This window comes from Mesoterricola sp. JemC181, from assembly GCF_055384585.1.
Genome location: NZ_AP045076.1, coordinates 1,499,320 through 1,524,312, shown reverse-complemented (window position 1 = coordinate 1,524,312; position 24,993 = coordinate 1,499,320). Strand labels below are relative to the sequence as shown.

At 70.6% G+C, this 24,993-nt stretch carries 18 protein-coding genes; 5 read left to right on the top strand and 13 right to left on the bottom strand.

What is annotated here, in order from left to right; genetic code table 11:
• Nucleotides 1-492: 492 nt before the first annotated feature.
• Both ACZ5MC_RS06710 and ACZ5MC_RS06705 read right to left on the bottom strand, forming a co-directional pair.
• Nucleotides 493-2,520: an OPT family oligopeptide transporter gene (locus tag ACZ5MC_RS06710; protein WP_306599549.1), complete on the bottom strand. Its 2,028-nt coding sequence runs from the start codon at nt 2,518-2,520 to the stop codon at nt 493-495.
• 17 nt (nt 2,521-2,537) lie between these two features.
• Nucleotides 2,538-4,313: a M1 family metallopeptidase gene (locus ACZ5MC_RS06705; protein WP_306599548.1), complete on the bottom strand. Its 1,776-nt coding sequence runs from the start codon at nt 4,311-4,313 to the stop codon at nt 2,538-2,540.
• 246 nt (nt 4,314-4,559) lie between these two features.
• Between ACZ5MC_RS06705 and ACZ5MC_RS06700 the strand changes: the two genes are divergently transcribed.
• Nucleotides 4,560-5,039, top strand: coding sequence for a nuclear transport factor 2 family protein (locus ACZ5MC_RS06700; protein ID WP_306599547.1), 480 nt, complete (start codon nt 4,560-4,562; stop codon nt 5,037-5,039).
• A gap of 71 nt (nt 5,040-5,110) precedes the next feature.
• Here ACZ5MC_RS06700 and ACZ5MC_RS06695 read toward each other — a convergent pair whose 3' ends face one another.
• On the bottom strand, nt 5,111-7,363 hold the full coding sequence (locus ACZ5MC_RS06695; protein WP_464517362.1) for a S41 family peptidase: 2,253 nt from the start codon (nt 7,361-7,363) through the stop codon (nt 5,111-5,113).
• Nucleotides 7,364-7,454: 91 nt separating this feature from the next.
• Nucleotides 7,455-9,086, bottom strand: coding sequence for a dipeptidase (locus ACZ5MC_RS06690; RefSeq protein WP_464517361.1), 1,632 nt, complete (start codon nt 9,084-9,086; stop codon nt 7,455-7,457).
• Between the two features lie 122 nt (nt 9,087-9,208).
• Here ACZ5MC_RS06690 and ACZ5MC_RS06685 point away from each other — a divergent pair, with 122 nt between their 5' ends.
• A complete protein-coding gene (locus tag ACZ5MC_RS06685; protein WP_306599544.1) occupies nt 9,209-10,144 on the top strand; it encodes a hypothetical protein in 936 nt (311 codons plus the stop codon).
• Here ACZ5MC_RS06685 and ACZ5MC_RS06680 read toward each other — a convergent pair.
• Nucleotides 10,128-10,676: a DUF4136 domain-containing protein gene (locus ACZ5MC_RS06680; RefSeq protein WP_464517360.1), complete on the bottom strand. Its 549-nt coding sequence runs from the start codon at nt 10,674-10,676 to the stop codon at nt 10,128-10,130. The genes ACZ5MC_RS06685 and ACZ5MC_RS06680 overlap by 17 nt on opposite strands.
• 57 nt (nt 10,677-10,733) lie before the next feature.
• Nucleotides 10,734-12,065: a M28 family peptidase gene (locus ACZ5MC_RS06675; RefSeq protein ID WP_464517359.1), complete on the bottom strand. Its 1,332-nt coding sequence runs from the start codon at nt 12,063-12,065 to the stop codon at nt 10,734-10,736.
• Between the two features lie 91 nt (nt 12,066-12,156).
• Here ACZ5MC_RS06675 and fabG point away from each other — a divergent pair, with 91 nt between their 5' ends.
• From fabG to ACZ5MC_RS06660, 3 genes are all read left to right on the top strand, one after another.
• Nucleotides 12,157-12,909 carry a 3-oxoacyl-[acyl-carrier-protein] reductase gene (gene fabG, locus ACZ5MC_RS06670; protein WP_306599541.1) on the top strand — a complete coding sequence of 251 codons (753 nt, stop codon included), beginning with the start codon at nt 12,157-12,159 and terminating at the stop codon, nt 12,907-12,909.
• Nucleotides 12,910-12,972: 63 nt separating this feature from the next.
• Nucleotides 12,973-16,884 carry a Pls/PosA family non-ribosomal peptide synthetase gene (locus ACZ5MC_RS06665; RefSeq protein ID WP_464517358.1) on the top strand — a complete coding sequence of 1,304 codons (3,912 nt, stop codon included), beginning with the start codon at nt 12,973-12,975 and terminating at the stop codon, nt 16,882-16,884.
• Entirely contained in the window at nt 16,881-17,429 is a 549-nt protein-coding gene (locus ACZ5MC_RS06660; protein ID WP_464517357.1) for a 4'-phosphopantetheinyl transferase family protein, read from the top strand. Before ACZ5MC_RS06665 ends, ACZ5MC_RS06660 begins: the two co-directional genes overlap by 4 nt.
• A gap of 44 nt (nt 17,430-17,473) precedes the next feature.
• Here ACZ5MC_RS06660 and ACZ5MC_RS06655 read toward each other — a convergent pair whose 3' ends face one another.
• The 7 genes from ACZ5MC_RS06655 to ACZ5MC_RS06625 form a co-directional block, all read right to left on the bottom strand.
• The gene (locus ACZ5MC_RS06655) at nt 17,474-18,250 is read right to left on the bottom strand and encodes a GDSL-type esterase/lipase family protein (protein ID WP_464517356.1); all 777 of its coding nucleotides are present in this window, start codon (nt 18,248-18,250) and stop codon (nt 17,474-17,476) included.
• Between the two features lie 78 nt (nt 18,251-18,328).
• Nucleotides 18,329-19,441, bottom strand: a complete 1,113-nt coding sequence (locus tag ACZ5MC_RS06650) for an ABC transporter permease (RefSeq protein WP_464517355.1) — start codon at nt 19,439-19,441, stop codon at nt 18,329-18,331.
• Entirely contained in the window at nt 19,438-20,463 is a 1,026-nt protein-coding gene (locus ACZ5MC_RS06645) for an ABC transporter ATP-binding protein (protein WP_464517354.1), read from the bottom strand. Before ACZ5MC_RS06645 ends, ACZ5MC_RS06650 begins: the two co-directional genes overlap by 4 nt.
• Complete coding sequence (locus ACZ5MC_RS06640; protein ID WP_464517353.1) at nt 20,460-21,482, bottom strand: HlyD family secretion protein; 1,023 nt, start codon at nt 21,480-21,482, stop codon at nt 20,460-20,462. Before ACZ5MC_RS06640 ends, ACZ5MC_RS06645 begins: the two co-directional genes overlap by 4 nt.
• Complete coding sequence (locus tag ACZ5MC_RS06635) at nt 21,479-22,162, bottom strand: TetR/AcrR family transcriptional regulator (RefSeq protein WP_464517352.1); 684 nt, start codon at nt 22,160-22,162, stop codon at nt 21,479-21,481. Before ACZ5MC_RS06635 ends, ACZ5MC_RS06640 begins: the two co-directional genes overlap by 4 nt.
• A gap of 49 nt (nt 22,163-22,211) precedes the next feature.
• Entirely contained in the window at nt 22,212-23,522 is a 1,311-nt protein-coding gene (gene xseA / locus ACZ5MC_RS06630) for an exodeoxyribonuclease VII large subunit (protein ID WP_464517351.1), read from the bottom strand.
• A 3-nt stretch (nt 23,523-23,525) separates the two neighbouring features.
• Nucleotides 23,526-24,950 carry a pyridoxal phosphate-dependent decarboxylase family protein gene (locus ACZ5MC_RS06625; RefSeq protein WP_464517350.1) on the bottom strand — a complete coding sequence of 475 codons (1,425 nt, stop codon included), beginning with the start codon at nt 24,948-24,950 and terminating at the stop codon, nt 23,526-23,528.
• Nucleotides 24,951-24,993 lie beyond the last annotated feature (43 nt).

Genomic DNA, 24,993 nt, shown 5'->3' with positions numbered 1-24,993 from the left:
TGAAAAGGGGTCGGGCTGAAGGGCATCCAGCTTAACCCCGATCCGGTTTCCGACGAACCCGGGAATTCGCTAACCATATGCATAAACAATGAATATATATCAATCTGGACAGACTCTGGAGGGTGTTCTGTTGGAGGACCCCGTTGAAGGCTTTTCTCCTTGAACCTCCACGAGCCCTCAGCGCCGCGTTCAATCCTTTTCCCAACCCACCGGCGTCATCAAATAAGCGGACGGCATGCACCCGGAAAAAGCCTAAACGCGGAGGCGCGGAGAACGCGCAGAGGCTCGCTGAGGAAAATAGGAAAGGCACTATAGGCTGTCGGCAAACCCGGGACTTCCTGGACACAGGATTTAGGGGCCAGGTCAAGGCAAGAAGATCCCCATCCATCCCCTAAATCCGATTCATCCATGTTCCAGCAGGGATGAATCGGATTGACGGGAAAGGGCAGGATAAGTCCTGGCAAGTCCTTTCCTTGGGTTTGCCTACAGGGCCTATTCTTCGGCCGGTTTCGCGGCGCGGCTGTAGATCACCACGAAGACGCAGAGCGCCGTCATGGCCGCGATGGCCAGCCATTCGCCCAGGGCCCCTTCCACCGAGGCCACGCTGAGGATGGGGAAGCCGTCGGGCCACTTGATCTTGAAGGCGCTGGCGATCACGCCCACGATGCCGCCGCCGGCCATGAGGCCGCTGGCCACCAGGATGCCCCGGTTCTCCCGGGCCTTCACGACGGCGTCCGTGTCGCCGGACCCCTTGCGGTTCACGACCCAGCTGATCAGGCCGCCCAGGAAGAGCGGGGTGTTCACCTCGATGGGAAGGTACATGCCCAGCGCGAAGCCCAGGGCCGGCAGCTCCACCATGCGCAGGACGAGGCTGAGCACCACGCCGAGGGAGAACAGGAACCAGCGCAGGGGCATGGCCGTGGTGCCGAAGATGCCGTCCAGGATCTCGCGCATGGCGCTGGCCTGGGGCGCGGGCACGGCGGCGGTGCCGAAGCCCTGCTTGCTCATGATCCACATCGCCAGGCCCGTGAACAGGGCGGCCACGAAGGTGCCCAGGAACTTCAGCCACATCTGCCGGGCGGGGGTGGCGCCGATCCAGTGGCCGATCTTCAGGTCCGTGGCGAAGGCGCCGCTGGCGGACAGGGCCGTGCACACGACGCCGCCCACCATCAGGGTGATGAACATGCCCACCCCGCCGCCGAAGCCCAGCTTGAGCATCACGAGGCCCGTGATGATGAGGGTGAGCATGGTCATGCCGCTGATGGGGTTGGTGCCGATGGTGGCGATGGCGCGGGCGGCCACGGGCGCGAAGAGGAACGCGATGACCATGACCACGACGGTGCCGACGAAGGCGGCGAAGAAGGCCCCCTTCATGCCCACGCCGAAGGAGAAGAAGAGGAAGGAGCACAGGCAGAAGATGAGCAGGCCCACTCCCACGAAGGAATTGGGCAGGGTGCGCGCGGGCCGCGGCACGTGGCTGGAGACCTCCACCTTCTCGGTGCTGCGCAGGCCGGCGATGTTCTTGCCGATGGACCTGATCATGGCGGGCATGCCGGCCAGGACGCCCATGATGCCCGCGCCCGCGATGGCGCCGATGCCCATGATGCGGACGTAGTTCTTGAAGATCATCTCAGGGGCCATCTGGGCGATGGGCATCGTCCCCGGCGGCAGGACCCCGGGCACGTGCTGGCCGATGGCGTGGATCATGGGCACCAGCACGAAGGTGGAGAGGATGCTGCCGGCGGCGATGACGGCCGAGTAGCGCAGGCCGATGATGTAGCCGATGGACATGGTGGCCGCGCTGTTGAGCATGTTGAAGGCCATGAACTGCTCGCGCAGCTTGGCGCCCACGTAGGCGTGCCGGAGGGTGATGGTCTCGGACATGGCCCGGAACAGCGAGGAGGCGCCGTCGTAGAGCATGCCCAGCGCGGCGGACCCGGCCAGGATCTTGGCCTGGTTGCCCACGCTCTCGCCGCTGGCGAGGATCTCCGCGGTGGCGGTGGCCTCGGGCCAGGGGAACACGCCGTGGTTGTCCACCATGAAGTTGTGGCGCAGGGGGATGAGGAACAGGATGCCCAGGCACCCGCCCAGGAAGGAGACGATGACCACCTGCCACAGCTGCGGGTAGGGCACGTTGGAGCCCGGGACGCCCGCGAGCATGTAGAGGGCGGGAATGGTGAACACCGCGCCCGCCACCACGTGGCCGGAGTTGGCGCCGATGCTGGTGATGATCACGTTCTCCAGGATCGTGCTGCGGCGCAGGTAGAACCGGGAGATGCCGATGGCCAGGATGCTGATGGGGATGGCCGCCTCGATGCCCTGCCCCACCCGCAGCGCCAGGTAGGCCGCGGCCATGGAGAAGATCGCGCAGAAGAGCATCCCGTACATCACGCTCCGGGTGGTGACCTCCAGTACGCCGTCCTGGGGCACCAGCGGGACGTAGTCCTCCCCGGGTTCCAGGACGCGCCGGTAGTTCTCCGGCAGCCCCTTGATGGGCGTCGATTCGGTGGCATCGGACATCGGTTCTCCTTGGAAGGTCAGGCGGGATGCTTGTCGAGGACGCCCTGGACGACCCGGCGCGAAAGGCCGTGGTAGCCCTTGGAGGCCTGGGCGAAGATCTCCCTGGCCAGGGCGCGCGTGGCGGGGGTGGCGCCCAGCGCGGAGTAGAGGGGCCGGAGGTACTTCATGCGGCCCACCCGGAGGAGCACCTCCCGGATGCGGGGGAAGGCCGGCTCGTAGCCGGAACCGGCGGCGATCGTCAGCCACTCCACCAGGATCTCGTAGTTGCCCCGGCCGGTGAGGCCCAGGGTCCCGTCCAGCCAGGCGCAGTCGGCCTGGGGGAGGGCGCGGGGGAGGTTCTGGAGGTAGACCAGCAGCTCGGTGGGGCTCCAGGCGTCCATGACCGCCTTCTCCGGCCGGGCGCAGGCCTTGCCCAGGGCTTCCAGCGCCTCCAGGGCCGCGGAACGGAACACGGGGGCGTTGGCGGGCATGCCGGGCCGGTGGAGCCACGCGTCGGCGTCCACCCTGGCCAGGAGCCCCGGGTGGACCTCCTCGGCGAAGGCGCAGAACATCTCGGTGGTGATGGAGGTGAAGCGGAAGCGCCTCATGTAGGCCAGCACGAAGGCGTCCATGGCGGGCCGGCCGAGGTCGGCCTCCAGCAGCGCCACCAGGCGCGCGCCCTTCTCGTAGGGGATGCTGGAGAAGGCGTCGTCGGGGTCCACGCCCTCGAGGTGGGTGCGGAGCACGGTGAGTTCGGGCTGGTCCTTGAACCGCGCGAGGGATTCGTCCAGGGCCTTCTGGCCGATGGCCCAGCCCATGGCGGCGGCTTCGGGCCCGCGGATGGCCTCGAGGATGCGGCGCTCGGCCCAGACGGTGAAGCCCTCGTTGAGCCAGAAGTGCTCGGCGGTGGCGTTGGTGACGAGGTTCCCCGTCCAGCTGTGGGCCAGCTCATGGGCCACCACGTCCACCAGGGAGCGGTCCCCGGCCAGGAGCGTGGGGGTGAGGAAGGTCATCCGGGGGTTCTCCATCCCGCCGTAGGGGAAGGAGGGGGGCAGCACGAGCATGTCGTAGCGGTCCCAGTCGTAGGGCCCGAAGAGCCCCTCGGCGCGCACGATCATGTCCTCCACGCCGGCGAATTCCCAGGCGGCCTTCTCGATCGTGGCGGGTTCCGCCCACACCCGGGCGCGCCGGCTCAGGTCGCGGCTCTCCAGCTCGCCCACGGCCAGGGCCAGGAGGTAGGGGGGGATGGGCTGGGGCATGGAGAAGCGGAAGACGCGCGTGCCGGGCACCTCGCCGGCGCCGTCCCAGGCGGGCCCGGCGGACATGACCGCGGAAAGGCCCTCGGGCACGACCACTTCGGCGTCATAGCTGACCCGGGCGTAGGCCGAGTCCTGGCAGGGCACGAGGGTGCGGGCGTGGATCGCCTGGCACTGGCTGAAGAGGAAGGGGTGCCTGCCGCCCTCGGTCTGGGCCGGCTCCAGCCACTGGAGGCCGATGGCCTCGGGGCTCGTCTCGTAGGCGAGGACCACCGCCCCGGTGCCCGGTGGAAGCTCCAGGCGAAGGCGGCGCCCCAGGATGGGGTCCTCCGCGCCCAGCTCGAAGGGCACGTCCTGGTCCAGGGCCGGCACCCAGGCCCGGAAGACGGTCAGCCCCTTGGTGTCCAGGTCCAGGGTCCCCCCGGCGGGGGCCTTGAACACCAGCGTGGCCTCGCCGTTCAGGACGCGGCGGTCGAAGTCCACCAGGAAGCGCAGGTGCCAACGGTCCGTGCGGGGCTGGCGGTCGTCGTAGTACGAATGGGGATCGAGGCGGGGCATGGACGTTCCTCGTGGAAGGGCTGGAGTTGGATTTTCGCGAGGGCGATCGGAAGTTCCAAGGGGTCCGGTCATTATCCACCGGGGACGGCGGCTTGTGGATCACATTTCGAGGTAGCAGGGGAGCCTGCCCCCGGGTGGGTGAGGCCGTTTTCTCCAGATGCGGTCCCTGGGGTTGGGGCGGTTCACGGATTTCCAGTTAGGATGCTTCCAAATCCCGCATGAACCCACCTGGCATGGAGGTCGGAATTGAGAACCTGGCAACCGTCATCAAGAATTTCATTCGCCGCCCTGGCGATGCTGAGCCTGATTCCCGCCCAGATTTCATGCCGCCATGGGGTTTCGCCGTCGGACCCGCTCTCGGTAGCAGCATTATTGAAGCAACAAGCGGATCGCTGGGACCAGGACATCATTCTGAAGAACCGGCCCGCCATTTCCGACAACATGAGTGAAGACTTCCGGCACATCAGCAACAAAGGTGTCATTTCAGATAAGACGGCATTCCTCCAAGGGATCGTCTCCGCCGACCTGGTCATCAATCCCTACACCGTTGAAGACCTGGATATTCGAATCTATGGAACCTGCGCTTTGATTTGCGGAAGGACCAATATGACAGGCTCCTACAAGGGTTCCCCTTTCCGATCCCACTACCGGTATGTCGATACCTATGTTCTGAAAGACGGGCGCTGGAAGGTGTGCAATGTCCAGATCACCGCGATGCCGGACTAGGGTGCGGTACCAGTCGGGGTTGTAGCCCGGGGGTGATGCAGAGCGGCATGGGTTTGGCGATTTCGAGGTGGTCAGGGGGCCACGAGGGCCAGTCCCTTCTCCAGCACCTCGTCCCGGCCCGCTGCGAGCCCTTCCGGGGTGGGCCGCACGGGAACCGTGGGCAGGATGCCCACCCCGTGGTGGCGGGTGCCGTCGTGCTTGAGGACCTTCATGCCGGTGAAGGCCAGGTGGTAGCCGCCCGGGAGGGTGAGGCCGCAGATGTTGCCGTTGGTGCCGGCGGTGGGGGCGCCCACGATCTCGCCCAGCCTGTAGGCCTCCACGATGCCCAGGCAGGACTCCGCGTAACTGATGGCCCCACCCCCGGTGAGGAAGACCACCTTGCCCTTTATGCGGGGGGTCTTGGGCTCCAGGTCCCACCGGCCGCCGGTGTCCCAGGCCCAGGCCTCGCCGTCGGGGAGGGTGACGACGGGCTTGTTCCACCGGGCGCTGGTGAGGGGCTTGTCCGTGAGGTGCTGGAGGAAGCCCGGGCGCACCTTCGGGTAGCCGCGCAGGTCGAAGATCACGCCCCTGGCCGCGGCCAGGCTGGGCAGGGCGGCCTGGAATTCCGGGTCCGTGGCCCGGTCCAGGTCCACGTACCAGATGCCGGGACGCAGCTCGCCCACCTTGGGGGGCAACGGGCCCGCGGGGAGGTTCCAGGGGCTCGCGTCACGGGGGAGCGAGGCCTCCCCGGCCACGCCTCCGGCCGTGACGTAGGTGATCCGGGCGGGCTGGCCGTGGGGCCCGGCCAGGAACTCCCGGCTCACCTGGCGGTCCAGCCAGCCGTTGGAGGCCGACGAGATCTCCTCGGCGAGGAGCTTGATGCGCCTGCCGGCGGGCTCCCCGTCCACGGTGAGGATCCGGCTCCCGGCGGGGACGGCCTTGGCGCCCTCCCCCACGGCCTTCACCACGGGCCAGCCGTCGATCATCTCCAGCGCCAGGGCGGGGCAGGCCTGGTCCCTTCCGGGTCCCTCGACATGGATGTGTCCGTCCTGGAGGGCCGCGGTGAGCCGGCGCAGGGTGCGGGTGAAGGCCCCGGCGTCCGGATCCAGCGCCGCCGCGGACAGGGCACGCGGCAGCTCGGCGTCCCAGGAGCCTCCGGCCACGTCGAAGTAGGGGTAGAAGTGGCGGAACACGCCCCACGCCAGGGCCACGTCCCCCAGCCGCGTGCCGCGGTCGTTGCCGTCGCCCGCGCCCATCGTGGGTTCGGGCATGCGGGCCCTGGGAACGGCGGTGACCGGGCCCCGGAAGGTGGCCCCGCCGGCGTCCGCGTAGCACACCATGGGAAGCATGAGGCGGACCCCGGCGCCCAGGGCCAGGACCCGGCCCCGCGCCGGGTCCTCCCAGCCCTGGGCCTTCGCCTGGGCCAGGGGCAGGTAGTGCCGTTCGCTGTGGTAGACGCCGTGGCCCGCGCCCTGGCCGAACCCCGTGTGGACCCACCGCACCGCCTGGGTGGCCCCGGAGGGGGCCCTCACCGGCGCGGGCGCGGCGCCGGGGGGCAGGAAGCGCGCCGTGGGGGCCCAGGGACCGAAGAACTTCTGGAGGCGCGAGGCCAGGTCCGTGGCGGACGTCGCGCCCTCCGCGGCGCGCGCTCCCAGGATGGCGATCCGCTCCCAGTCCGCGGAGGCGGCCGCGTCGGAGGGGTGGAAGAACCGGATGTAGCCGAAGGCCCGGGTGAAGGCCGCCAGGTTCGCCAGGCCCCGCTCCGTGAGGGCCCGGGCGGGCTGGGCAGGTACCACCGGCGTGTCGCCCAGGACCTCCAGGGTGAAGGGCGCCACCCGGAGGACGCCGCGGCCGCCCACGAAGAAGGCGCCGAGGTTGACGGTCTTCGCGTTCGGGGCCACGTCGCCCACGATCGTCCCCTCCGTCCACGCGGTGGCGGTCACGGCCCTGTCCTGCATGTTGTCGAAGAACCCCATGGAGCCGTCCTCCCGGTCCACCCGAAGCCAGGCCTGCCCCGCGCCCCCCGTCCCCGGGTCCACCTTCATCCGGGTGCGCAGCCGGATCCGCTTGCCCCGGAAGGGCCCCGCGTCCACCACCTGCATCAGGTTGCCGAAGGCCCCGGAGCCCGTCTCCCGGCGGATCGCCACGCACCGCCCCCCGGGGAGGGCCGGGTCCTCCTCGATCCCGGCATGGAAGCCCGCGTCGGCGCCGGATTTGGGAAAGAACCACCCCTTGGGGATCTCGCCGGGGGCGCCTTCGAGGAAGGCGGGATTGAGCAGCGCCGGCTGCGGCGCCTGGGCCAGTGCCGGCACGGAAAGAGCGAGACCGAGCAGGGTCAGCTTCATGGGTTCTCCCGGTGGGATGGAACCATCCTACCCCCAAGGTGTGAAAAAGAAGGGGCCGGTTTCCCGGCCCCCTCCCTTATTTGCCTGCCGCTCAGTGTCCCGTCTTCTCCTCGGGGATCCGGATGGCGTCGCCCTTCTCCCGGACGATGGTGCGGTACCAGTCGGGGTTGTAGGCCGGGTGGGTCACCTCGCCCTTGGCGTCCCGCACGTTGCCGTCCAGGTACTTCCAGATGAGCATCTCGCCCAGCTTGCGCCAGCGGGCGGTGACCAGGTCGCCCTGGCGGCAGGAGTAGTCGGTGAGGAAGGCCTTGGCCAGTTCGGGAGACTGCTGGTAGAGGGCCTTGGCGTGGGCCTCCACCTCGGGCTGGTGGGCCAGGAAGCCGCCCTCGAGCTCGCGCTGGACCTTCTGCACGTCGACGATCATCTCGTCGTAGCGGCTGTAGGCGTAGTTGGCCACGAAGTTGAAGGTCCAGAAGGCGCTGTCCCAGCTGAACTCGTTCCAGGACCCGGTGCCCTCGGCGAAGCTCCTGGGCACGGCCTTGATGGCGCAGTACATGGGCACGTAGACGGTGGAGTAGGTGTCGTCCATGCCGAACCACAGCACGCCGCCGATGGCGTCGGGCAGCCAGGACCGGGACTGGCTCACGTAGGACCAGCCGGTCTGCTGGGTGGAGATGGCGCGCTCGTGCAGGTACTGCTTGCCGTCCACCTTCCACTCCATGGGCCGCCAGCGGTAGGGGGTGTGGTAGGGGCCCGCGCCCACGTCCTTGGTCATGTCCAGCTCGGTGCCCTCGTAGTGGTCCCGCATGAGCTCCATGACGTCGCGCACGCCCAGCTTGTGGTCGGGGGTGATGCACAGGGGCATGGGCCTGGCGCCGGGGGTGCCCTTGGCGATGTCGATGGGGATCTTGAGGGAGGGGGCGGCGCGGTTGAAGACGCTCCACACCCGCGCCTCGCAGAAGCGCAGGGCGCCGAAGTCGGCGGGGGCGTACACGTCGGTGAAGCTGAAGTCCTTGTCCTCGCCCTTGAAGTAGCCCTTGTCCCGGGCGAAGGAGATGACGTCCTTGGAATAGAGGCAGGTCCTGGGGTCGTTCAGGGGAAAGCGGCTGATGCGGGCGTGGTTGGCGTGGGCCGAGATCGTGCCGTCGGGAACCTTCACGGCCACCCACACGGCGCCCTTCTGGCCCTTGCCCTTGCCGATGATCTCGAAGATCCAGGCCTCGTTGGGGTCGCCCACGGAGATGGACTCCCCCTCGCTGGCGTAGCCGTACTGGGCCACCAGGTCGCCCATGACCTGCACGGCCTCCCGGGCCGTCTTCGAGCGTTCCAGGGCGATGTACATCAGGCTGCCGTAGTCCACGACGCCCGCGGGCACCTGCAGCTCCTGGCGGCCGCCGAAGGTCGTCTCGCCGATGACCACCTGGAACTCGTTCATGTTGCCCACGCGGCTGTAGGTGACGGGGGCCTCCTTGATGCGGCCCAGGAACTTGCCCGTGTCCCACTCCACGATGTCCCGCTGCTCGGTGGGGAGGTGCTGGGCGCCGGCCTTGAAGTACAGCTCGCCGTAGAGGGTGTGGCTGTCGGCGGCGTACGTGATCATGGTGGAGCCGTCCTTGCTGGCCCCCTTGGTGACCAGGATGTTGGTGCAGGCCGCCAGGGGCTGTGCGAGGCTGGAGACCAGGACCACCGAAGCGGCCGTCAGGGTTCGGAACAGGGACTTCATGGGCGTCCTTTCGGTTGGGAACAAGCCCCCATCATATCAATGCCGCATCACAAAGCGAGGCATGTCCTCCGGCTTGTTGAAACCATCACACCCCTGCTAGCACTGAAGTTCCAGGAGCGCCCATGATCCCTTTCCCCCCCGCCCAGGTCCAGGAGGCCCCCGCCCCCCGGGAGGCGGCCTTCGCCGGATTCAACGGGCTCCCCCTGAAGGGGAGCGTCCTGCCGGCCGAAGGCCCCTGGTTCGCGGTGCTGGTGGGCGATTCGGGCCCCCTGGACCGGGACTGGAGCCAGCCCCGGCTGCCCGCCCACACGGGCCGGGCCCTGGCGGAGTGGCTCCAGGGCCAGGGGGTGGGTTCCCTGCGATTCGACAAGCGCATCGCCCTCAGCCGGGACCCCAAGCTGAACGCCTCCCTGGACGCCCAGTCCGGAGACATCGAGGCCGCCGTGGCCGCCGCCCGGGCCCTGCCCGAGGCCCGGAACCGGCGGATCCTGCTGGTGGGCCATGGGGAAGGCGCCCTCCTGAGCCTCCTGGTGGCCCGGCAAGCCGATGCCCTGCTCCTCCTGGCCATGCCGAGCCTGCCCATGGGCAAGGCCCTCGCCGAACAGATCGCCCTCCAATTGCCCGCCAGCCAGGCCGCGCCCAACCGCGCCTACCTCCAGGCCGTCTTCCAGGCCATCCGCACCGGCCGCCCCACCCCGGCTCCCGGCCCCGACGTCCTGCCCGCCCTGGCCCAGCTGGCCAAGGGCCTCATGGCCCCTGAAACCCTTTCCTTTGTCAGAGATACCCTTGACCTGGACCCCTGGACCATGGCCGCTCGTGTGGCGGTTCCCGTGGCGGTGGCCTGGGGCGGGAAGGATGTCCAGACCTGGAAGCCGGCCCAGATCCCCGCCCCCTACAAGGGGACGGTGCTCGAAGTGCCCGACGCGAACCACGCCTTCCGCCTTGAGCCCCGTCCCCGGGCCGAGCTGGACGGCGCCAGCGCCCTGGAGGGCTACCGGGACGACAGGCCACTGGCCGACCTGTCCCCCATCTCGGCCTGGATCAGGAGTTTGAAGTAGGGGGGAAGCGCTTCAGCAGCTTCTTCACGGCGTCCGTGACGGCGGCATCGGCTTCCTCGGGGGTCTCGGATCCGTCCAGGACCTCCCCGGCAGCCGCCTTCCAGACCAGCTGCTGGGTCTTGAAGTCTTTGATTTCCAATACGATGGACGTGATCTGGCCGGACGGCCGGGCCGTCAGGGGAGCTGCGAGGCCCAGCCCCAGGCCCACGGGCCCGCCCATGCCCAGGCCGATGCTGAAGGCGCCCCGGGACCGCCCGCGGGCGGTGAGGACGGGGTAGTAGGTGACCAGGAACTCGGGATCGGCCGTGGTCTCGCGCTTGAAGCCGCGCAGGGCCAGTTCGGCCTCCACGGCCCGCCGCACCCGGTTGTCCAGGAGGGGGTTCGCCGGGGCGGCCTTGGGGGCGGCGGCGTACCAGTCGTAGGCGTGATAGGCCTGGTAGTTGGCCTTGACGTCGTAGTCGAAGTGAAGCTCGGGGCCCGCGCACCCCAGGGACAGGGCCAGGATCGCGAGGCAGGGAAGGAGGACGCGCATGGTATCCCTTTCGTTGAGCCTTTGACCAGGCGAGCGGGGCCCGGGTTGAACGTTGATTCACTGCGCCCGGGAAGGCGCGACGGGCAGGGATTCGTTGCCGTCCCGGTCCCGGGTGGCCACGGCGAAAAAGTAGTTGTCCGTGCCCACGCCGGGCAGGACCGTGCTGTTCCCGATGGGCACGGGCATGCCTTCCTGCCAGACCACGCCGTCGGCGTTGCGCCGGTAGACCACGATGGAGGCCACGCGGGGGTCGGTGACGGGGGCCCAGCTCAGCCGGGCGTCGTTCGTCGCCGCGCCGGAGAGGACGACGTCCCGCGGGGCCTCGGGAGCCAGGGCCAGTCCGTGGAAGGCGCCCACCAGCTCGCGGGTGATCTTGGCGCAGTAGCCCGGGTCGAAAAAGGCCGGGGAGTCCCCGTAGGTGCGCCCGCCCTCGATGCGGGGGTTCTGGTGCTGGCGGTCGAAGTTCTCCTGGGTCTCGGTGACCCGGGCCGCGGGGAACCCTTCCCGGTTGAAGGCGAGATGGTCGCCGCCCCGGCCCACCCGGTCCCGCCTCAGCATCACCTTCATCTCCAGCTGGTCCGCGAAGCGCTCCCCGAACCGTTTGAGGTACCGCGCGAACTCCCGGCTCGGGGAGTCGTTCTCGCCGCCCAGGGACTCCCGGGCCTGCTTCTGGGCCTCGGTCTCCGCGGTGGGCACGCCCTCGGAGAAGACGCGGACGGTGGTGTTGATCTTGGCGCCGCCGGGACCGGAGGTGTTGCCCACGGTGTCCGCGGCCAGCATGGCGATGACGTTGACGCCCTCGGCCTTGAGCCGTTTCGCCAGGTGGGCCGCGCCCAGCAGGCCCTGCTCCTCGCCGGCGGTGGCCACGAAGTAGATGTTGATGGCGGTGCGGTCGGTGGCCATGACGTAGGCCATCTCCAGGGTCAGCGCCACGCCGCTGGCGTTGTCCACGGCCCCGGGAGCGTCGGTCTCGGCGTCCATGACGTCCGAGGCGCGGCTGTCGTAGTGGCCGCACACCACCAGGGCGTCCTTCACCCGGGAGGGATCCAGGGCCGGCAACAGGACCCCGACGTTGACCATCTCCGTGGCCTTGGGGACCCGGGGCCCGGGCTCCTGGACGAAGCGGTCCTCGAAGGGGATGAGGCGGGAGCCCGGCAGCATGGCGAGGTTCCGGGTCTCGCCGATGAGCCAGTTCCGGGCCGCGACGATGCCATGGGCCTCGGTGGAGCTCTTCGAGAGGGAATGCCGGGTGCCGAAGGCCGCCAGCCGTTCCACGGTCCGGCGCAGGCGGGCCGACTCCACGTGGCCCGCCATGTCCTTGGCCGTGGGGGGGGTCGGGACCTGGGCGCCCAGGGCCAGGGCGAGGGGCAGATACAGGGCGAGGCGCATGGGGGCTCCGGGTGTCCCTCCCATCCTACGCCTTCTGAGCAAAGGCCGGTCCCGGGTGCTAGACTTTCCAACTATCGTTTACGGAGTCCCCATGTTCGAACTCAAAGGCAAGATCGCCCTCATCACCGGCGCCAGCCAGGGCATCGGCGAGACCATCGCCCGGAATCTGGCCCGCCAGGGCGCCTTCGCCGTGTGCGCCAGCCTGCCCTCCACCGAGGAGGACCTCAAGCAGGTCGTCGCCGGCATCCAGGCCCAGGGCGGCCAGGCCGACTACGTCCTCCTGGACATGCGGGACGGGGAGAGCATCCGCGCCGCCGTCGCCACCGTCCTCGAGCGCCACGGCGCCCTCCACATCCTGGTGAACAACGCCGGCATCACCAAGGACAAGCTGATGATCCAGATGAAGGAGGAGGAGTTCGAGCTGGTGCTCGACATCAACCTCAAGGGCTCCTGGCTGGCCACCCAGGCCGTGGCCAAGGCGATGATGAAGCAGCGCTGGGGCCGGATCATCAACATCGTCTCCGTGGTGGGCCAGATGGGCAACGCCGGCCAGAGCAACTACGTGGCCTCCAAGGCGGGCCTGATCGGCCTCACCAAGACCGTGGCCCGGGAGTTCGCGAGCCGCAACATCACCTGCAACGCCGTGGCCCCCGGCTACATCGCCACCGCCATGACCGACAAGCTCCCCGAGGACGTGAAGGCCGAGTTCAACCGCCAGATCCCCCTGGGCCGCATGGGCACCCCCGCCGACATCGCGAACGCCGTCTCCTTCCTGGCTTCCGACGAGGCGGAGTACATGACCGGCCAGGTGCTCAGCGTGAACGGCGGCATGTTGATGCCCTAGCCTAAACGCCCGGAGGGTTCGCCGGGTCACTCCAGGGACGCCCCCCAGCCCCCGAGGTCCGCTGTGCCAACCCCCCAGATGCCAGCCGCCCCGGATCTCGTGAGGGACGAGCTGCTCCCGGAACTCTTCGAAGCCACCGCGGACCGGTGGGGGGATCGCACGGCCGTGGAGTTCGAGGGCCGCAGCCTCTCCTACCGGGAGCTGGACGCCCGGGCCAACCGCCTCGCCCGCCTCCTCATGGAGCGGGGGGCGGGGCCCGGGACCTACGTGGCCCTCCTCCTGCCCCGGGGAGCCGAGGCCCTCACCGCCCTGCTGGCCGTTCTCAAGGCGGGGGCTGCCTACGTGCCCCTGGACCCGGACTATCCCCCCGACCGCGTGCGGGCCATCCTCCTGGATTCCGGGGCCCGCCTCCTGGTGACCTCCATGGGCCCCGCCGCCCAGATCGCCGAAGGGCCCTGGACGCCGGTCCTCCTGGAGGAGGAGGCCGGGGCCCTGGCGGCGCTGCCCTCCACCCGGCCCCCCCGGAGGGCGCGGCCCTCCGATCCCTGCTACGCCATCTTCACCAGCGGGTCCACGGGCCGCCCCAAGGGTGTGGCCGTGGCGCACCGCGCCGTGTGCAACCTGGTGCGCGCCGAAGGCCGGATCTTCGGGGTGACCGCCGAGGACCGGGTCTTCCAGGGCTTCTCCCTGGCCTTCGACGCCTCGGTGGAGGAGGTCTGGCTGGCCTGGCACGCGGGCGCGGCCCTGGTGGCCGCGGGCGCCGCGGTGGTCAAGAGCGGCCCCGCCCTCCCCTCCTGGCTGAGGGAGCGGGGCGTCACGGTGGTCTCCACCGTCCCCACCCTCCTGGGCACCTTCGACGAGGATGTGCCTTCCCTTCGGCTCCTCATCCTGGGCGGCGAGGCCTGCCCCCGGGACCTGGTGCGGCGCTGGGCGACCTCGCGGCGCATGGTGAACACCTACGGACCCACGGAGGCCTGCGTCATCGCCACCTGGACCGATCTGTCCCCGGACCGGCCCGTCACCATCGGCAAGGCCATCCCCAACATGCGGACCTACGTCCTGGACGGGGAGCTGGGCCCCGCGGACGAAGGGGAGCTGTGCCTCTCGGGCATCGGCCTGGCCATCGGCTACCTGGGCCTGCCGGACCTCACCGCGGAGCGCTTCCCGCCCAACCCCTATGCGGACGGCCCCGGCACGGAGCGCCTCTACCGCACCGGCGACAGGGTGCGCCTGGACGCCAACGGCGACCTGGTGTTCCTGGGACGCTTCGACGACCAGGTCAAGCTCCGCGGCTTCCGGGTGGAACTGGGCGAGATCGAGGCCGCCCTGCGCGCCGCGCCCGGCGTGCTGGCGGCGGCCGCGGCGGTGCTGGGCGGGGACGGGCCCGACCAGCTCGTGGGCTACGTGGTCCCGGGCCCGGCCGACGAGGACGGGCTCCGGGCCGCCCTGCGCAGGACCCTCCCCCCCTACATGATCCCGGCCCGCATCCTCGCCCTGGAGGCCCTGCCCACCCTGCCCAGCGGCAAGCTCGACCGCAAGGCCCTGCCGGCGCCCCCGCCCCGGGCCGCCGCCGCCCGGGCACCGGAGGCCCCCGGCTCGAGCCGGGAGCGGGCCCTGGCCGAAGCCTGGGGCCGGCTCTTCCAGCTGGACGCGGTGGGCCTGGACCAGGACTTCTTCACGGACCTGGGGGGCCACTCCCTGCTGGCGGCCGTCATGGTCTCCGAGCTGCGCAGGGCCGGCGACTTCCTGGGGCTCTCCGTGCCCGACGTGTACGCCTTCCCCACGGTGCGCCTCCTGGCGAGGGAAATGGACGCCCGCAGCCCCGGACCCCAGGCGCCGGCGGCCGTGACCGCCCCGAGGCCCCGCTTCGCAAGGTGGCTCTGCCAGGGGGCCCAGGCCGCCGGGCTCTACCCCCTCCTGGGCTACTTCGGACTCCAGTGGCTGGCTCCCTACCTCACCTACAGCTGGCTCATCGACCACGACCACGACCGGGGCCCGGCCCTGGCCGCGGCCACCGGGGTCATCCTGCTCCTGAACCCCGCCATGTTCCTCCTGTCCATCGCCGCCAAGTGGCTCCTCCTGGGCCGGGTGCGGGCGGGAACCCACCCGCTCTGGGGCGCCTACCACCTGCGCTGGTGGCTGGCGACCCGCATCCAGGCCGCGACCCCCACGGGCTACCTGGTGGGCACGCCGTGGATGCGCGCCTACCTGCGCCTCATGGGGGCCCGGGTGGGCCGGCACACCCACTTCGCCACGGACTGCGTCCGGGGCTTCGACCTCCTCGAGGTGGGCTCGGACACCTGCATCGGCGTGGAGGCCCGGCTGGAAGCCTACGTCATCGAGGACGGCGCCCTGCGCCTGGGCCCCATCAAGGTCGGCTCCCGCTGCTGCGTGGGCGCCCGGGCCGTGCTGGCCCCGGGCACGGTCATGGAGGACGGCTCGGAGCTGGGCGACCTGAGCATGCTCCCCGAAGGCGGCCGCATCCCCGCCGACCGGCACTGGGTGGGCTCCCCCGCCCTGCCCCTGCCGGGGCCCGACCGCGCCGGCCTGGCCCCGTCCCGGCCGGGGCGCCCCCGCATCCTGGCCATGGCGGTGGCCCAGGGCCTGGCGGCCTTCATGGTGCCGGTGGTCTTCCTGTGCTCCATCCTTCCCGGCATGATGCTCCTGAACGAGCTGTGGGTCGACATCCCCGGGTACTTCGGCTACCTGTGGGCGGTCCCCCTGGCGGCCATCTCCTACGTGCTGCTCCTGGCCCTGATCATCATCGGCGTCAAGCGCCTGGTCATCGGCAGGGTGCGGGCCGGCACCTACGACCTCACCTCCGCCTACTACCTCCGGAAGTGGTTCGTCGACCAGCTGATGGAAGTCTCCCTGGACCTGCTGGGACCCCTCTACGCCACCCTCTACCTCAACCCCTGGTTCAGGGCCCTGGGCGCGAGGATCGGCCGGCGCGCCGAGATCTCCACCGCCGGCGCGGCCACGCCGGACCTCCTGGACATCGGGGAGGAGACCTTCATTGCCGACGCCGCCTCCCTGGGCACGCCCCGCTACGACCTGGGCCGCGTCACCCTGGCGCCGACCCGGGTGGGCCGGCGCGCCTTCGTGGGCAACAGTTCCGCCGTGCCCGGGGGCACGGCGCTGGGCGACCTCGCCCTGGTGGGCGTCCTGTCCGTGCCGCCCCTGGACCCCGCCGAGGCCGCGCGGGTCGACGCCTCCTGGCTGGGCTCCCCCGCCATCTACCTCCCCAGGCGCCACCACGCCGAGGGATTCGGCGACGACCGGACCTTCACCCCCGGCCGGAAGCTGGTGGCCCTGCGCCTCTGCATCGAGTTCTTCCGGGTGACCCTGCCCGCCATGGCCTATGCCCTCCTCACCTGCCTGATGCTCACCACGCTGACCCTCCTGGAGGAGGGCTTCGGCATCGCGGCCGCGATCCTCCTCTTCCCGTTCCTGTACTTCGCCGCAGGCGTGGCGGCGTGCGCGTTCGCCGTGGGCATGAAATGGCTCCTCATCGGCCGCTACCGCCCCTGCGAGAAACCCCTCTGGTGCGACTTCGTGTGGCGCACCGAGCTGGTGTCGGCGCTCCACGAGAACCTGGCCGCCTCCTGGCTGCTGAACCTCTGCCAGGGCACCGCCCTTCTGCCCCTCTATTTCCGCCTCCTGGGCGCCCGCATCGGCCGGGGCGTGCACATGGAGAGCATCTGGATGACGGAGTTCGACCTGGTGCGCATCGGCGACGGCGCCTGCCTGGGCCCGGACTGCACCATCCAGACCCACCTCTTCGAGGACCGGGTCATGAAGATGTCCACCATCGACCTGGGCGCGGGCTGTTCCGTGGGCACCGACGCCGTGGTCCTCTACGGCACCCGCATGGAGCCCGGCTCGCACCTGGGGGATCTCTCCCTTCTGATGAAGGGCGAGGTCCTGCCCGCGGGCAGCCGCTGGCACGGCAGCCCCGCGCGGAGGGTCGGGTGAGGCCCGCCTTCGCGTGCACCCCCGCCTTTTCCGAGGCCGCCGCCCTGCCCGGGCTCGCCCGGGAGCTGGGTCTGGCCGTCCCCGCGGCCTTCTCCGGCCACGACGCCCACGGCCGGCCCCGGGCCGAGGCCGGCGGGGTCCCGGTGCAGGTCAGCCTCGGCCGCTGCGGCGCGGTGGCCGCCGTGGCCCTGCGGCTCACGGGGCGGGTGGGGGTGGACCTGGTGGATCCCCGCTCCGGGATCCCCACCCGGGGCCTCCTGGATCTCGCGTCCCCCGGGGAGCGGGCCTGGCTGGAAAGCGTGCCCGAGGCGTCCAGGCGCCGGCGGCTCTTCCAGGTGTGGGCCTGCCGGGAGGCGCTCCTGAAGGCCCTGGGCATGGGCCTCTCCCTGGATCCCGGGGCGGTGGAGCTGGAGCCCGACGGGGAGGGCCTCAGGCCGTCCCGGGTCCTGGGGTGTCCTTCGCCTCCGGAGGGCTGGCACGTGCACGTGTCGGACGGAGGGGGGCTGGCGGAAGGGCTGATCCTTGCCCTCGCGTGGGGAGACTGACTTCGCCGGCGCGTGGATGCACCGGCCGCCGGCGCCCTGTCCCCTCAGCGGGCCAGGGCCCTGCGCAGGGCGGCTTCCACCAGGGGCGCCACGACGGCGTAGCCCGCGGCGTTCGGGTGGAGCCCGTCGTCGGCCAGGGCGCGCTTGAGCTGGCCGCGGCCGTCCACGGTGGCCGCATGGAGATCCGCCAGCTCCAGGCGCTTGTGCTCGCAGTGGGACCGGATCCACCGGTCCAGGGCCTGGATGCGGTCCAGGGGCCGCGTGACGAAGTAGTCCCGGGAGGCCTCGGTGTCGTTGTGGACGGGCAGGACGGTGCAAAGGACGGGGCGGATCCCGTTGGCCACGGCCAGGTCGGCCATGGAGGCGAGATTGGCCTCGATGTCCTCGAGGGCGATGGGACCCGTGTTTCCGGCGATGTCGTTGGTCCCCGCGAGGATGACGACCGCACGGGGGTGCAGGGCCACCACGTCCTGGCGAAAGCGCAGGAGCATCTGGCCCGTGGTCTGTCCGCTGATGCCGCGGTTCACGTAGGGCCGCCCTGGAAAGCTCGCCGCCAGGTCCCATATGTCCGTGATGGAGTCGCCCAGGAACACCACGCGGTCCTCCCCGGGGCGGGGCGCCTTGAGCCTGGCGTTGGCGTCCCGGTAGCGCGCCAGCTGGCCCCAGTCATCCATCAGCTCGGCCTGGATGGACCTGCGCCATTCCTGGAGGTGGCGTCTGGCCGTGGCCAGGGTCCCGGCGGGGTCCGGGGGAGGCGCCTGGCCGGAGAGGGAGGGGGCCGCGAGGGCGGCCAGGCACGTGAGGGTACGCCAGTTCGGCATGGGGACTCCGGGCAGGGGCGTTGGCGGTGTCATCGTGAGGGTGGTTCGAGGTCTTCACGCTGATCCGTGAGGAACCGGCTAGAGGGTCCGCTTGAAGAGCCGGGTCGCGAGCACCAGCGCCAGCGTTCCGATGAGGCCCAGGTAGGCCAGGTCCGGCGCCAGCGCCGCGAAGCCCGCGTCCTTCAGGAGCACGGCCTTGAACCCGTGCACCGCGTAGGTGAAGGGATCCACCCTGGCGATGGCCCGCAGCCAGGCGGGGAAGGCCGCGATGGGGTAGATGGCGCCGCTGGGGAAGTAGAGGAGCGTGTTCAGGATGCCGAACATCGCCCGGGGCACCAGGGGGTCCTCCACCCGCACCATCAGGAGGAACATCAGGGCGTTGAAGGCGAAGGACGTCGCCACGATCATCAACAGCAGCTGCAGCAGGAGCGTCGGGTGGAAGATGACGTCCATCCCCGCGATGAGGCTGCCCAGGATGGTCAGCACGAACCCCGCCAGGATCGCCTTGATCGCCCCCGAGGCCACCAGGCCCAGGACCAGTTCCAGCTTGGTGATCGGCGTGACCAGGAAGCCCTCGTGCACGCCCCGGGCCTTGTCGTCGATGTAGAGCATGCCGCCGCCGATCATGACGGAGACGAACATGGCCAGGGTGATCGAGCCCGGGAGCAGGTATTTCATGTACTCGACAAAGGGATACAGCTCCACGATGCGAAGCGCCACGGAGTTCACCACCCGCTGGTCCACCCTGGGACGGTTCAGCGATTCGGTCAGGGCCTGCATCTCCGCGGTGAGGCTCCCGCTGAGGAACTGGTCGGAGTTGTCCACCACGAACCCGATGGCGGGGTTCTCCCCGTTGAGCACCCTGCGCGAATACTGCGGGGGGATGACCACGGCCGCGTCCAGGCGCCCGGAGCGCACGTCCTCCTGGGCCCGCTTGTCGCTGTCGTAGGGGATGGTGCGGAAGGTGCGGATGTTGGCGGCCACGGAATCGAAGGCCTCGTGGACCCGCAGGGCCTGGGGGCCGCCGTCGTAGTCCACCACGCCCACCCGGGCGTCGGTGATCTTGCCGCCGAAGGCGTTGCCGAGGATCACCAGCTGGATGAGGGGGAACACCATGGCGGTGAGCATGAGCGAGGGGGAGCGGAAGAACTTGCGCAGCTCCCGTTCGACGATGGCGAGCAGGCGCGTCATGGCTGCATCCCCGGCCTGGGCGGCAGGAAGGCCGTGTAGGTCTTGACCTGGGTGTCCCGCAGCTGGCGGCCCGTGTAGTGCACGAAGACGTCGTCCAGGGTGGTGTTCTGCACCGTGAGGGTGCGGATGGCGATGCCGCTGCGCACGGCCAGCTCCACCAGCTCGGTGGTGGTGCGGGAGCCGTTGGTGGTGAGCACCCGGAACATCCCGGCGCCCTCGGCCTGGACGCTGGTGACCTCCCCGAGGGCGCCCAGCCGGGCCTCCCAGTCCTCCGGCGGATCCTGGAACTGGGCCTCGATCACGTTGTTCCCGGGCACGCTCTGCTTGAGCTTCGCCGGCGTGTCCAGGGCCACGAGCCTTCCGTGGTCCACGATGGCGATGCGGTCGCAGAGGCGGTCCGCCTCGTCCATGTAGTGGGTGGTGATGAGGATGGTGAGCTGCTTGCGGGTCTTGAGCTTGTTGAGCATCTCCCACACCGCCACCCGGGACACGGGGTCGAGGCCGGTGGTGGGCTCGTCGAGGAAGAAGATGCGGGGGTTGTGCACCAGGCCGCGGGCGATCTCCAGGCGCCGGCGCATGCCTCCGGAAAGCGTCTTGGTCTCGGCGTCCCGCCACTTCACCAGGTCCACCGCCTCCAGGAGCTCCTCGATGTTGGCGCGCCGCTCGGCCCGGGGCACGTTGTAGAGCTTGGCGTAGATGGAGAGGTTCTCCTCCACGGTCAGGTTGATGTCGCTGGTGAGGGCCTGGGGGATGACGCCCATGCAGTGCCGCGCGGCGTCGGCCTCCCCGGCCACGTCGTGGCCCTCGATCCAGGCGCGGCCCGAGGTGATGGGGATGAGGGTCGTCATCATGCGGATGAGGGTGCTCTTCCCGGCCCCGTTGGGGCCCAGGAGCCCGAAGGTCTCGCCGGGGCGCACGTCCAGGCTGATGCCCCTGACGGCCTCGAAGTCGCCGAAGCGCTTGACGACGTTCTCCACCCGGATCGCCGCCCCGGACAGGTCCTTGTCGGGATTCGGCTTCACCGGCGCACCAGCCTGGCCTTGGGCACCAGCACCTCGGCGGTCATGCCGGGCACGTAGCGCTCCCCGGGGTTGGGAATGAGGAGCTTGATGCGGATGGTCTTGATGTCGCGCTTGCGCCGGCTCACGTCCCGCTGGGTGGCGAAGTCGCCCTCGGCGGCCTTCAGGAGCACGGTCCCCTGCACCAGGGCCCCGCCCGGCATGCGCACCTTCAGGGCGTCCCCCAGCTGCACGGCGTCGGCCTCGGTCTCGGCCACGGCCGCGTAGACCCAGGTCTGACCCAGGTCCACGATGGTCACGATGGGCGCGCCCGCGGCGACCACTTCGCCCTGCCGGGCCGCCCAGATCCCCACCTTCCCGGACACGGGGGCCACGATGCGGGTGTAGCCCAGGCGCGCCCCGGCCAGGGAATCCTGGGCGCGGGCGGAGGCCGCGTTCTCCGCGGCCGCCACCGCCTGGCGGGTGCGGGCCTGGGCGGCCGCGAGGGCGGCCTCGGCGGCCGCGGCCTGGTCCCGGGCCGAGTTCTCCCGGGCCTGGGCGGCCTTGAGGGCCTGCACGGCGGAATCCCGGTCCTGCGCGCTGAGGATCCCCTGGCCGGCCAGGGCCACGGTGCGCCGGGTCAGGTTCTCCTGGTTCTCGCGGATGGCCGCAGCCTCGGCGAGGCTGGCGGCGGCGGCGCTGCGCGAGGCGCGGGCGCTGGCCACGGCCTGGTCCGTATCCCCCCGGGTGCTCTCGGCCGTGGCCTTCATGGCGCCGTACTGGGCCTCGGAGGCGCCCTTGGCCGCGGCCAGCTCGCCCGGGTCGAGGAGGGCGACGAGGTCGCCGGCCTTGACGTCCTGGCCCTCGGTGACGGCCAGCTTCTCGATGCGGCCCAGGATCTGGGCGCTGACCACCACCTGGTTGGCGTCCACGGTGCCCATGAGCGCCAGGTCCGGGGAGTGGTCGGTGGTGGCGTAGAAGTAGCCCAGGGCCACCAGGAGGAGCGCTCCCAGGAGCGCGAAGATGCGGTAGCGGGGATTCACGGCTGTTCACCTCGAGGTTCGGACAGGATCCGGGCGGCAGCGATGCGGCCCTGGGAGGGTTCGGAGAAGAGGACGCTCGCGGCGAAGTCCAGCAGCGCTTCCCGCTGCCGGGCCAGCCGCGCCGGGTCCCGCGGGTCCTCCCCGGTGATCTCCCGGTAGATGGGCGCGGAAATGAAGTAGAACGTGTTCGCCCCCGTGAGGGAGACGAGGACGGGCTCCGGGTCCAGGGGCCGCAGCTCGCCGCTGCGGGCGCCCTCGTCCAGCACCGCTGTCAGGGCGGCATGCAGGGGCCGGAAGGCGATGTCGACGATGCGCGAGATCCGGGTGGCCTGGCCCGACCGGGCCCGCATCATCTCGTGCCCCAGGAGCCGCGTGAAGGCCCCCGCCGAAGCCAGGTGGTCGAAGTGGGCCAGGAAGTGCCGCAGCAGCCGCTCCCCCGGGGTCCCCGGCCCCTGGAGGTTCCTGAGGAAGCTCTCCACCAGCCCGGTGAAGACCTCGTCCAGCACGGCGCCGTAGAGTCCTTCCTTGGTTCCAAAATAATAGTGGATCAAGGCCTTGTTCACGCCGGCGGCCTTGGCGATGGCCTCGGTGCGGGCCCCGGCCTCCCCTTCCCGGGCGAATTCCGCCATGGCGGCCTTCAGGATGGCGCTGCGGGTGGCATCGGTACGGGGGGCGGACATGGGTTAACCAAAAAGTTAAACCATATGGTTAAACCATCCGATCAAGTTGTCAAGGGCCAGGGTCCAGTTCCGCCCCCCGCACCCCGTCCTGCCACTGCAGCTCCACCTGGGCCTTCGGCCCGGCCTGGGCGGCGCGGGTGACGACCCGCCCCCGGGCATCCTTGACCAGCACGAAGCCCCGCTCCAGGGGCCCCCGGGGGTCCATGGGCCCGAGGCGGGCGCCCAGGACCTCCAGGCGGTGGGCGCGCCGGCGCAGGCCGCCGTCGGCGGCGGGGGCGAGGCGCTGGCGCAGGAGGTCCAGGCGGGCCCCGGCCTTGTCCAGGCGCCGCTGGGGATGGGCCAGGTGGAGGCGCTGGACCAGGGCCTGGAACCGGGGGAAGGCGCCGGTTCCGGCCAGCTGGAGGCGGTGGTGGAGGGCCGCGAGGCGTTCCACGGCGCGCTGGAGGCGATCCGGAACCGCATGCATGCCCCGGCTGTCCGAGAGGAGGTTCAGGGTGCTCTCCAGGCCCCGCAGGCGCCAGGCCATGCGCGCCACCAGGGCCTCGGTGCGTCGGCGCAGCTCGCTGGCCAGCGCCGCGCGGTCGGGAGTTGCCAATTCCGCGGCCTGGCTGGGCGTGGCGGCGCGGCGGTCCGCGGCCAGGTCCACCAGGGTGGTGTCGATCTCGTGCCCCACGCCGGTGACGATGGGCAGCCGGCACGCGGCCACGGCCTTCACCAGGTCCGGGTCGTTGAAGGACCAAAGGTCCTCCAGGCTGCCGCCGCCCCGCACCATGAGGATGGCGTCGCAGCCCCAGAAGGCGTCCTGGATCTCCTGGAGGGCGAGGAGGTTCTCCGGCACCGAGCGGTCCCCCTGGGCCGCGGCGGGGGCGATGAGCAGGTCCACCCCGGGGGCCCGGCGCAGGGTCACCTCCAGGACGTCCCGCAGGGCCGCGCCGCCCAGGGCGGCCACGATGCCCAGCTTCCGGGGGGAGGCCGGCAGGGGGCGCCGGGGCCGGTCGAAGACGCCCTGGGCGCGCAGGTCGGCCTCCAGCTGGCGCAGCCGGGCCTGGAGGTCGCCCTTGCCGGCGGGCTCGCAGTGGGTGACGGCCAGGGAGAGGGTGCCCCCGGCCACGTAGAGGTTCAGGGAGCCCTTGACCACCACGCGGTCGCCGTCCCTGGGCGCGGCCTTCAGGAAGCGCTGCTGGCTGGCCCACACCGCGCAGGAGAGCGCCGCGCCCTCCTCCTTGAGGGTGAAGTACCAGTGGCGCCCCGAGGTGCGGGCGTTGGAGACCTCCCCGGCCACGCACACGGCGGCGAAGGGGGGCTCGATCCGCGTCTTGATCTGCTCAAGCAGCCGTTTGACGGAGAGCGGCGCGTCCAAGGGTCACCCCGCGGCGCGCATGGAAGCCTCGATGAGCGCCTCCCAGAGCCCCTCCACGTCGGCGAGCTCCGTGGCCGAACTGCCGATGGAGACCCGGATGATCTGGCGGCCCTTCAGGACGGAGGGCGTGAGGTAGTACTTCCCCGACTTGTTGACCGCCCCGAGAAGGGCGAGGTTGTGGGCCCGCAGCTCGGCCTCGTCCGTCATGCCCTCGGGGACGTGGCGCACGCACACGGTCTGGAGGCTCACGGGGGCCATGAGCTCCCAGCCGCCGGTGGCCTGCACCTGGGCCTTGAGCCACTGGGCGTTGGCCAGGTCCCGGCGCACCCGGGCCTGGAGGCCCTCGACGCCCTGGGAGCGCACCAGGAACCACAGCTTCAGGGCCCGGAAGCGCCGGCCCAGGGGGATGCCCCAGTCGCGCAGGTTCTTCACCTGGCCGTCCTGGTCGGTGTGCAGGTAGCTGGGGTTGGTGCTCATGACCCGGATGAGGTGCTCGGGGTCCTTGACGAAGTAGGCGGAGAGGTCGAAGCCGGTGCCCATCCACTTGTGGGGGTTCAGCACGAGGGAGTCCGCGCTCTCGATGCCCTCCCACATGACCCGGCACTCGGGGCAGATCATGGCCGTGCCGGCCATGGCCGCGTCCACGTGGAGCCAGATGCCGTGGCGGGCCGAAAGCCTGGCCATGCCCGCGAGCGGGTCCACGGCCGTGGTGGCGGTGGTGCCGATGGCCGCCACCATGGCGCAGGGCCGGCGCCCCGCGGCCAGGTCCTCGAGAATGGCCTTCTCCAGAAGGTCCAGGCGCAGGGCGTGATTGGCGTCCGTGGGGATCAGCCTCAGGTTGTCCCGGCCGAAGCCCGCCAGAAGCGCGGCCTTCTCGATGGAGCTGTGGGCCTGGTCGGAGGCGTACACCACCAGGGGCGCCTCCTCGGCCTGGAACCCGCCCCGGCTCTGGCCGAAGGCGCAGGACCATTCCCGGGCGCACAGCAGCGCGCAGAAGGTGGCCGTCGAGGCCGTGTCCTGGATGACCCCGGTGAACTCGGGCCCGAGCCCCAGCATCTGCCGGAGCCAGTCCATGACCACTTCCTCCACCTCCGTGGCGGCGGGGCTGGTCTGCCAGCTCATGCCCTGGGCCCCCAGGCCCGCGCAGGCCATGTCGGCCAGCACCGAGGCCAGGTCGGAATTGGAGGGGAAGTAGGCGAAGAATCCCGGGTGGTTCCAGTGGGTGATGCCCGGCAGGACGATGCGGTCCAGGTCCCCGGTGACGCCGTCGAGCCCTCCGCCCTTCTGGGGAGGCGTGGCGGGAAGGAGGCGCTTGACGTCTCCGGGACCCAGGGGGCTCATCACGGGCAGCTCCGGCATCCGCTCCCGGTAGGCCGCAATCCACTCGACCATCTCATGGCCTAAGCGTCGAAACTCTTGGGTATCCATACACCCCAATTCACCATAAATCCCCCGGCAAGGCTATCCCAAA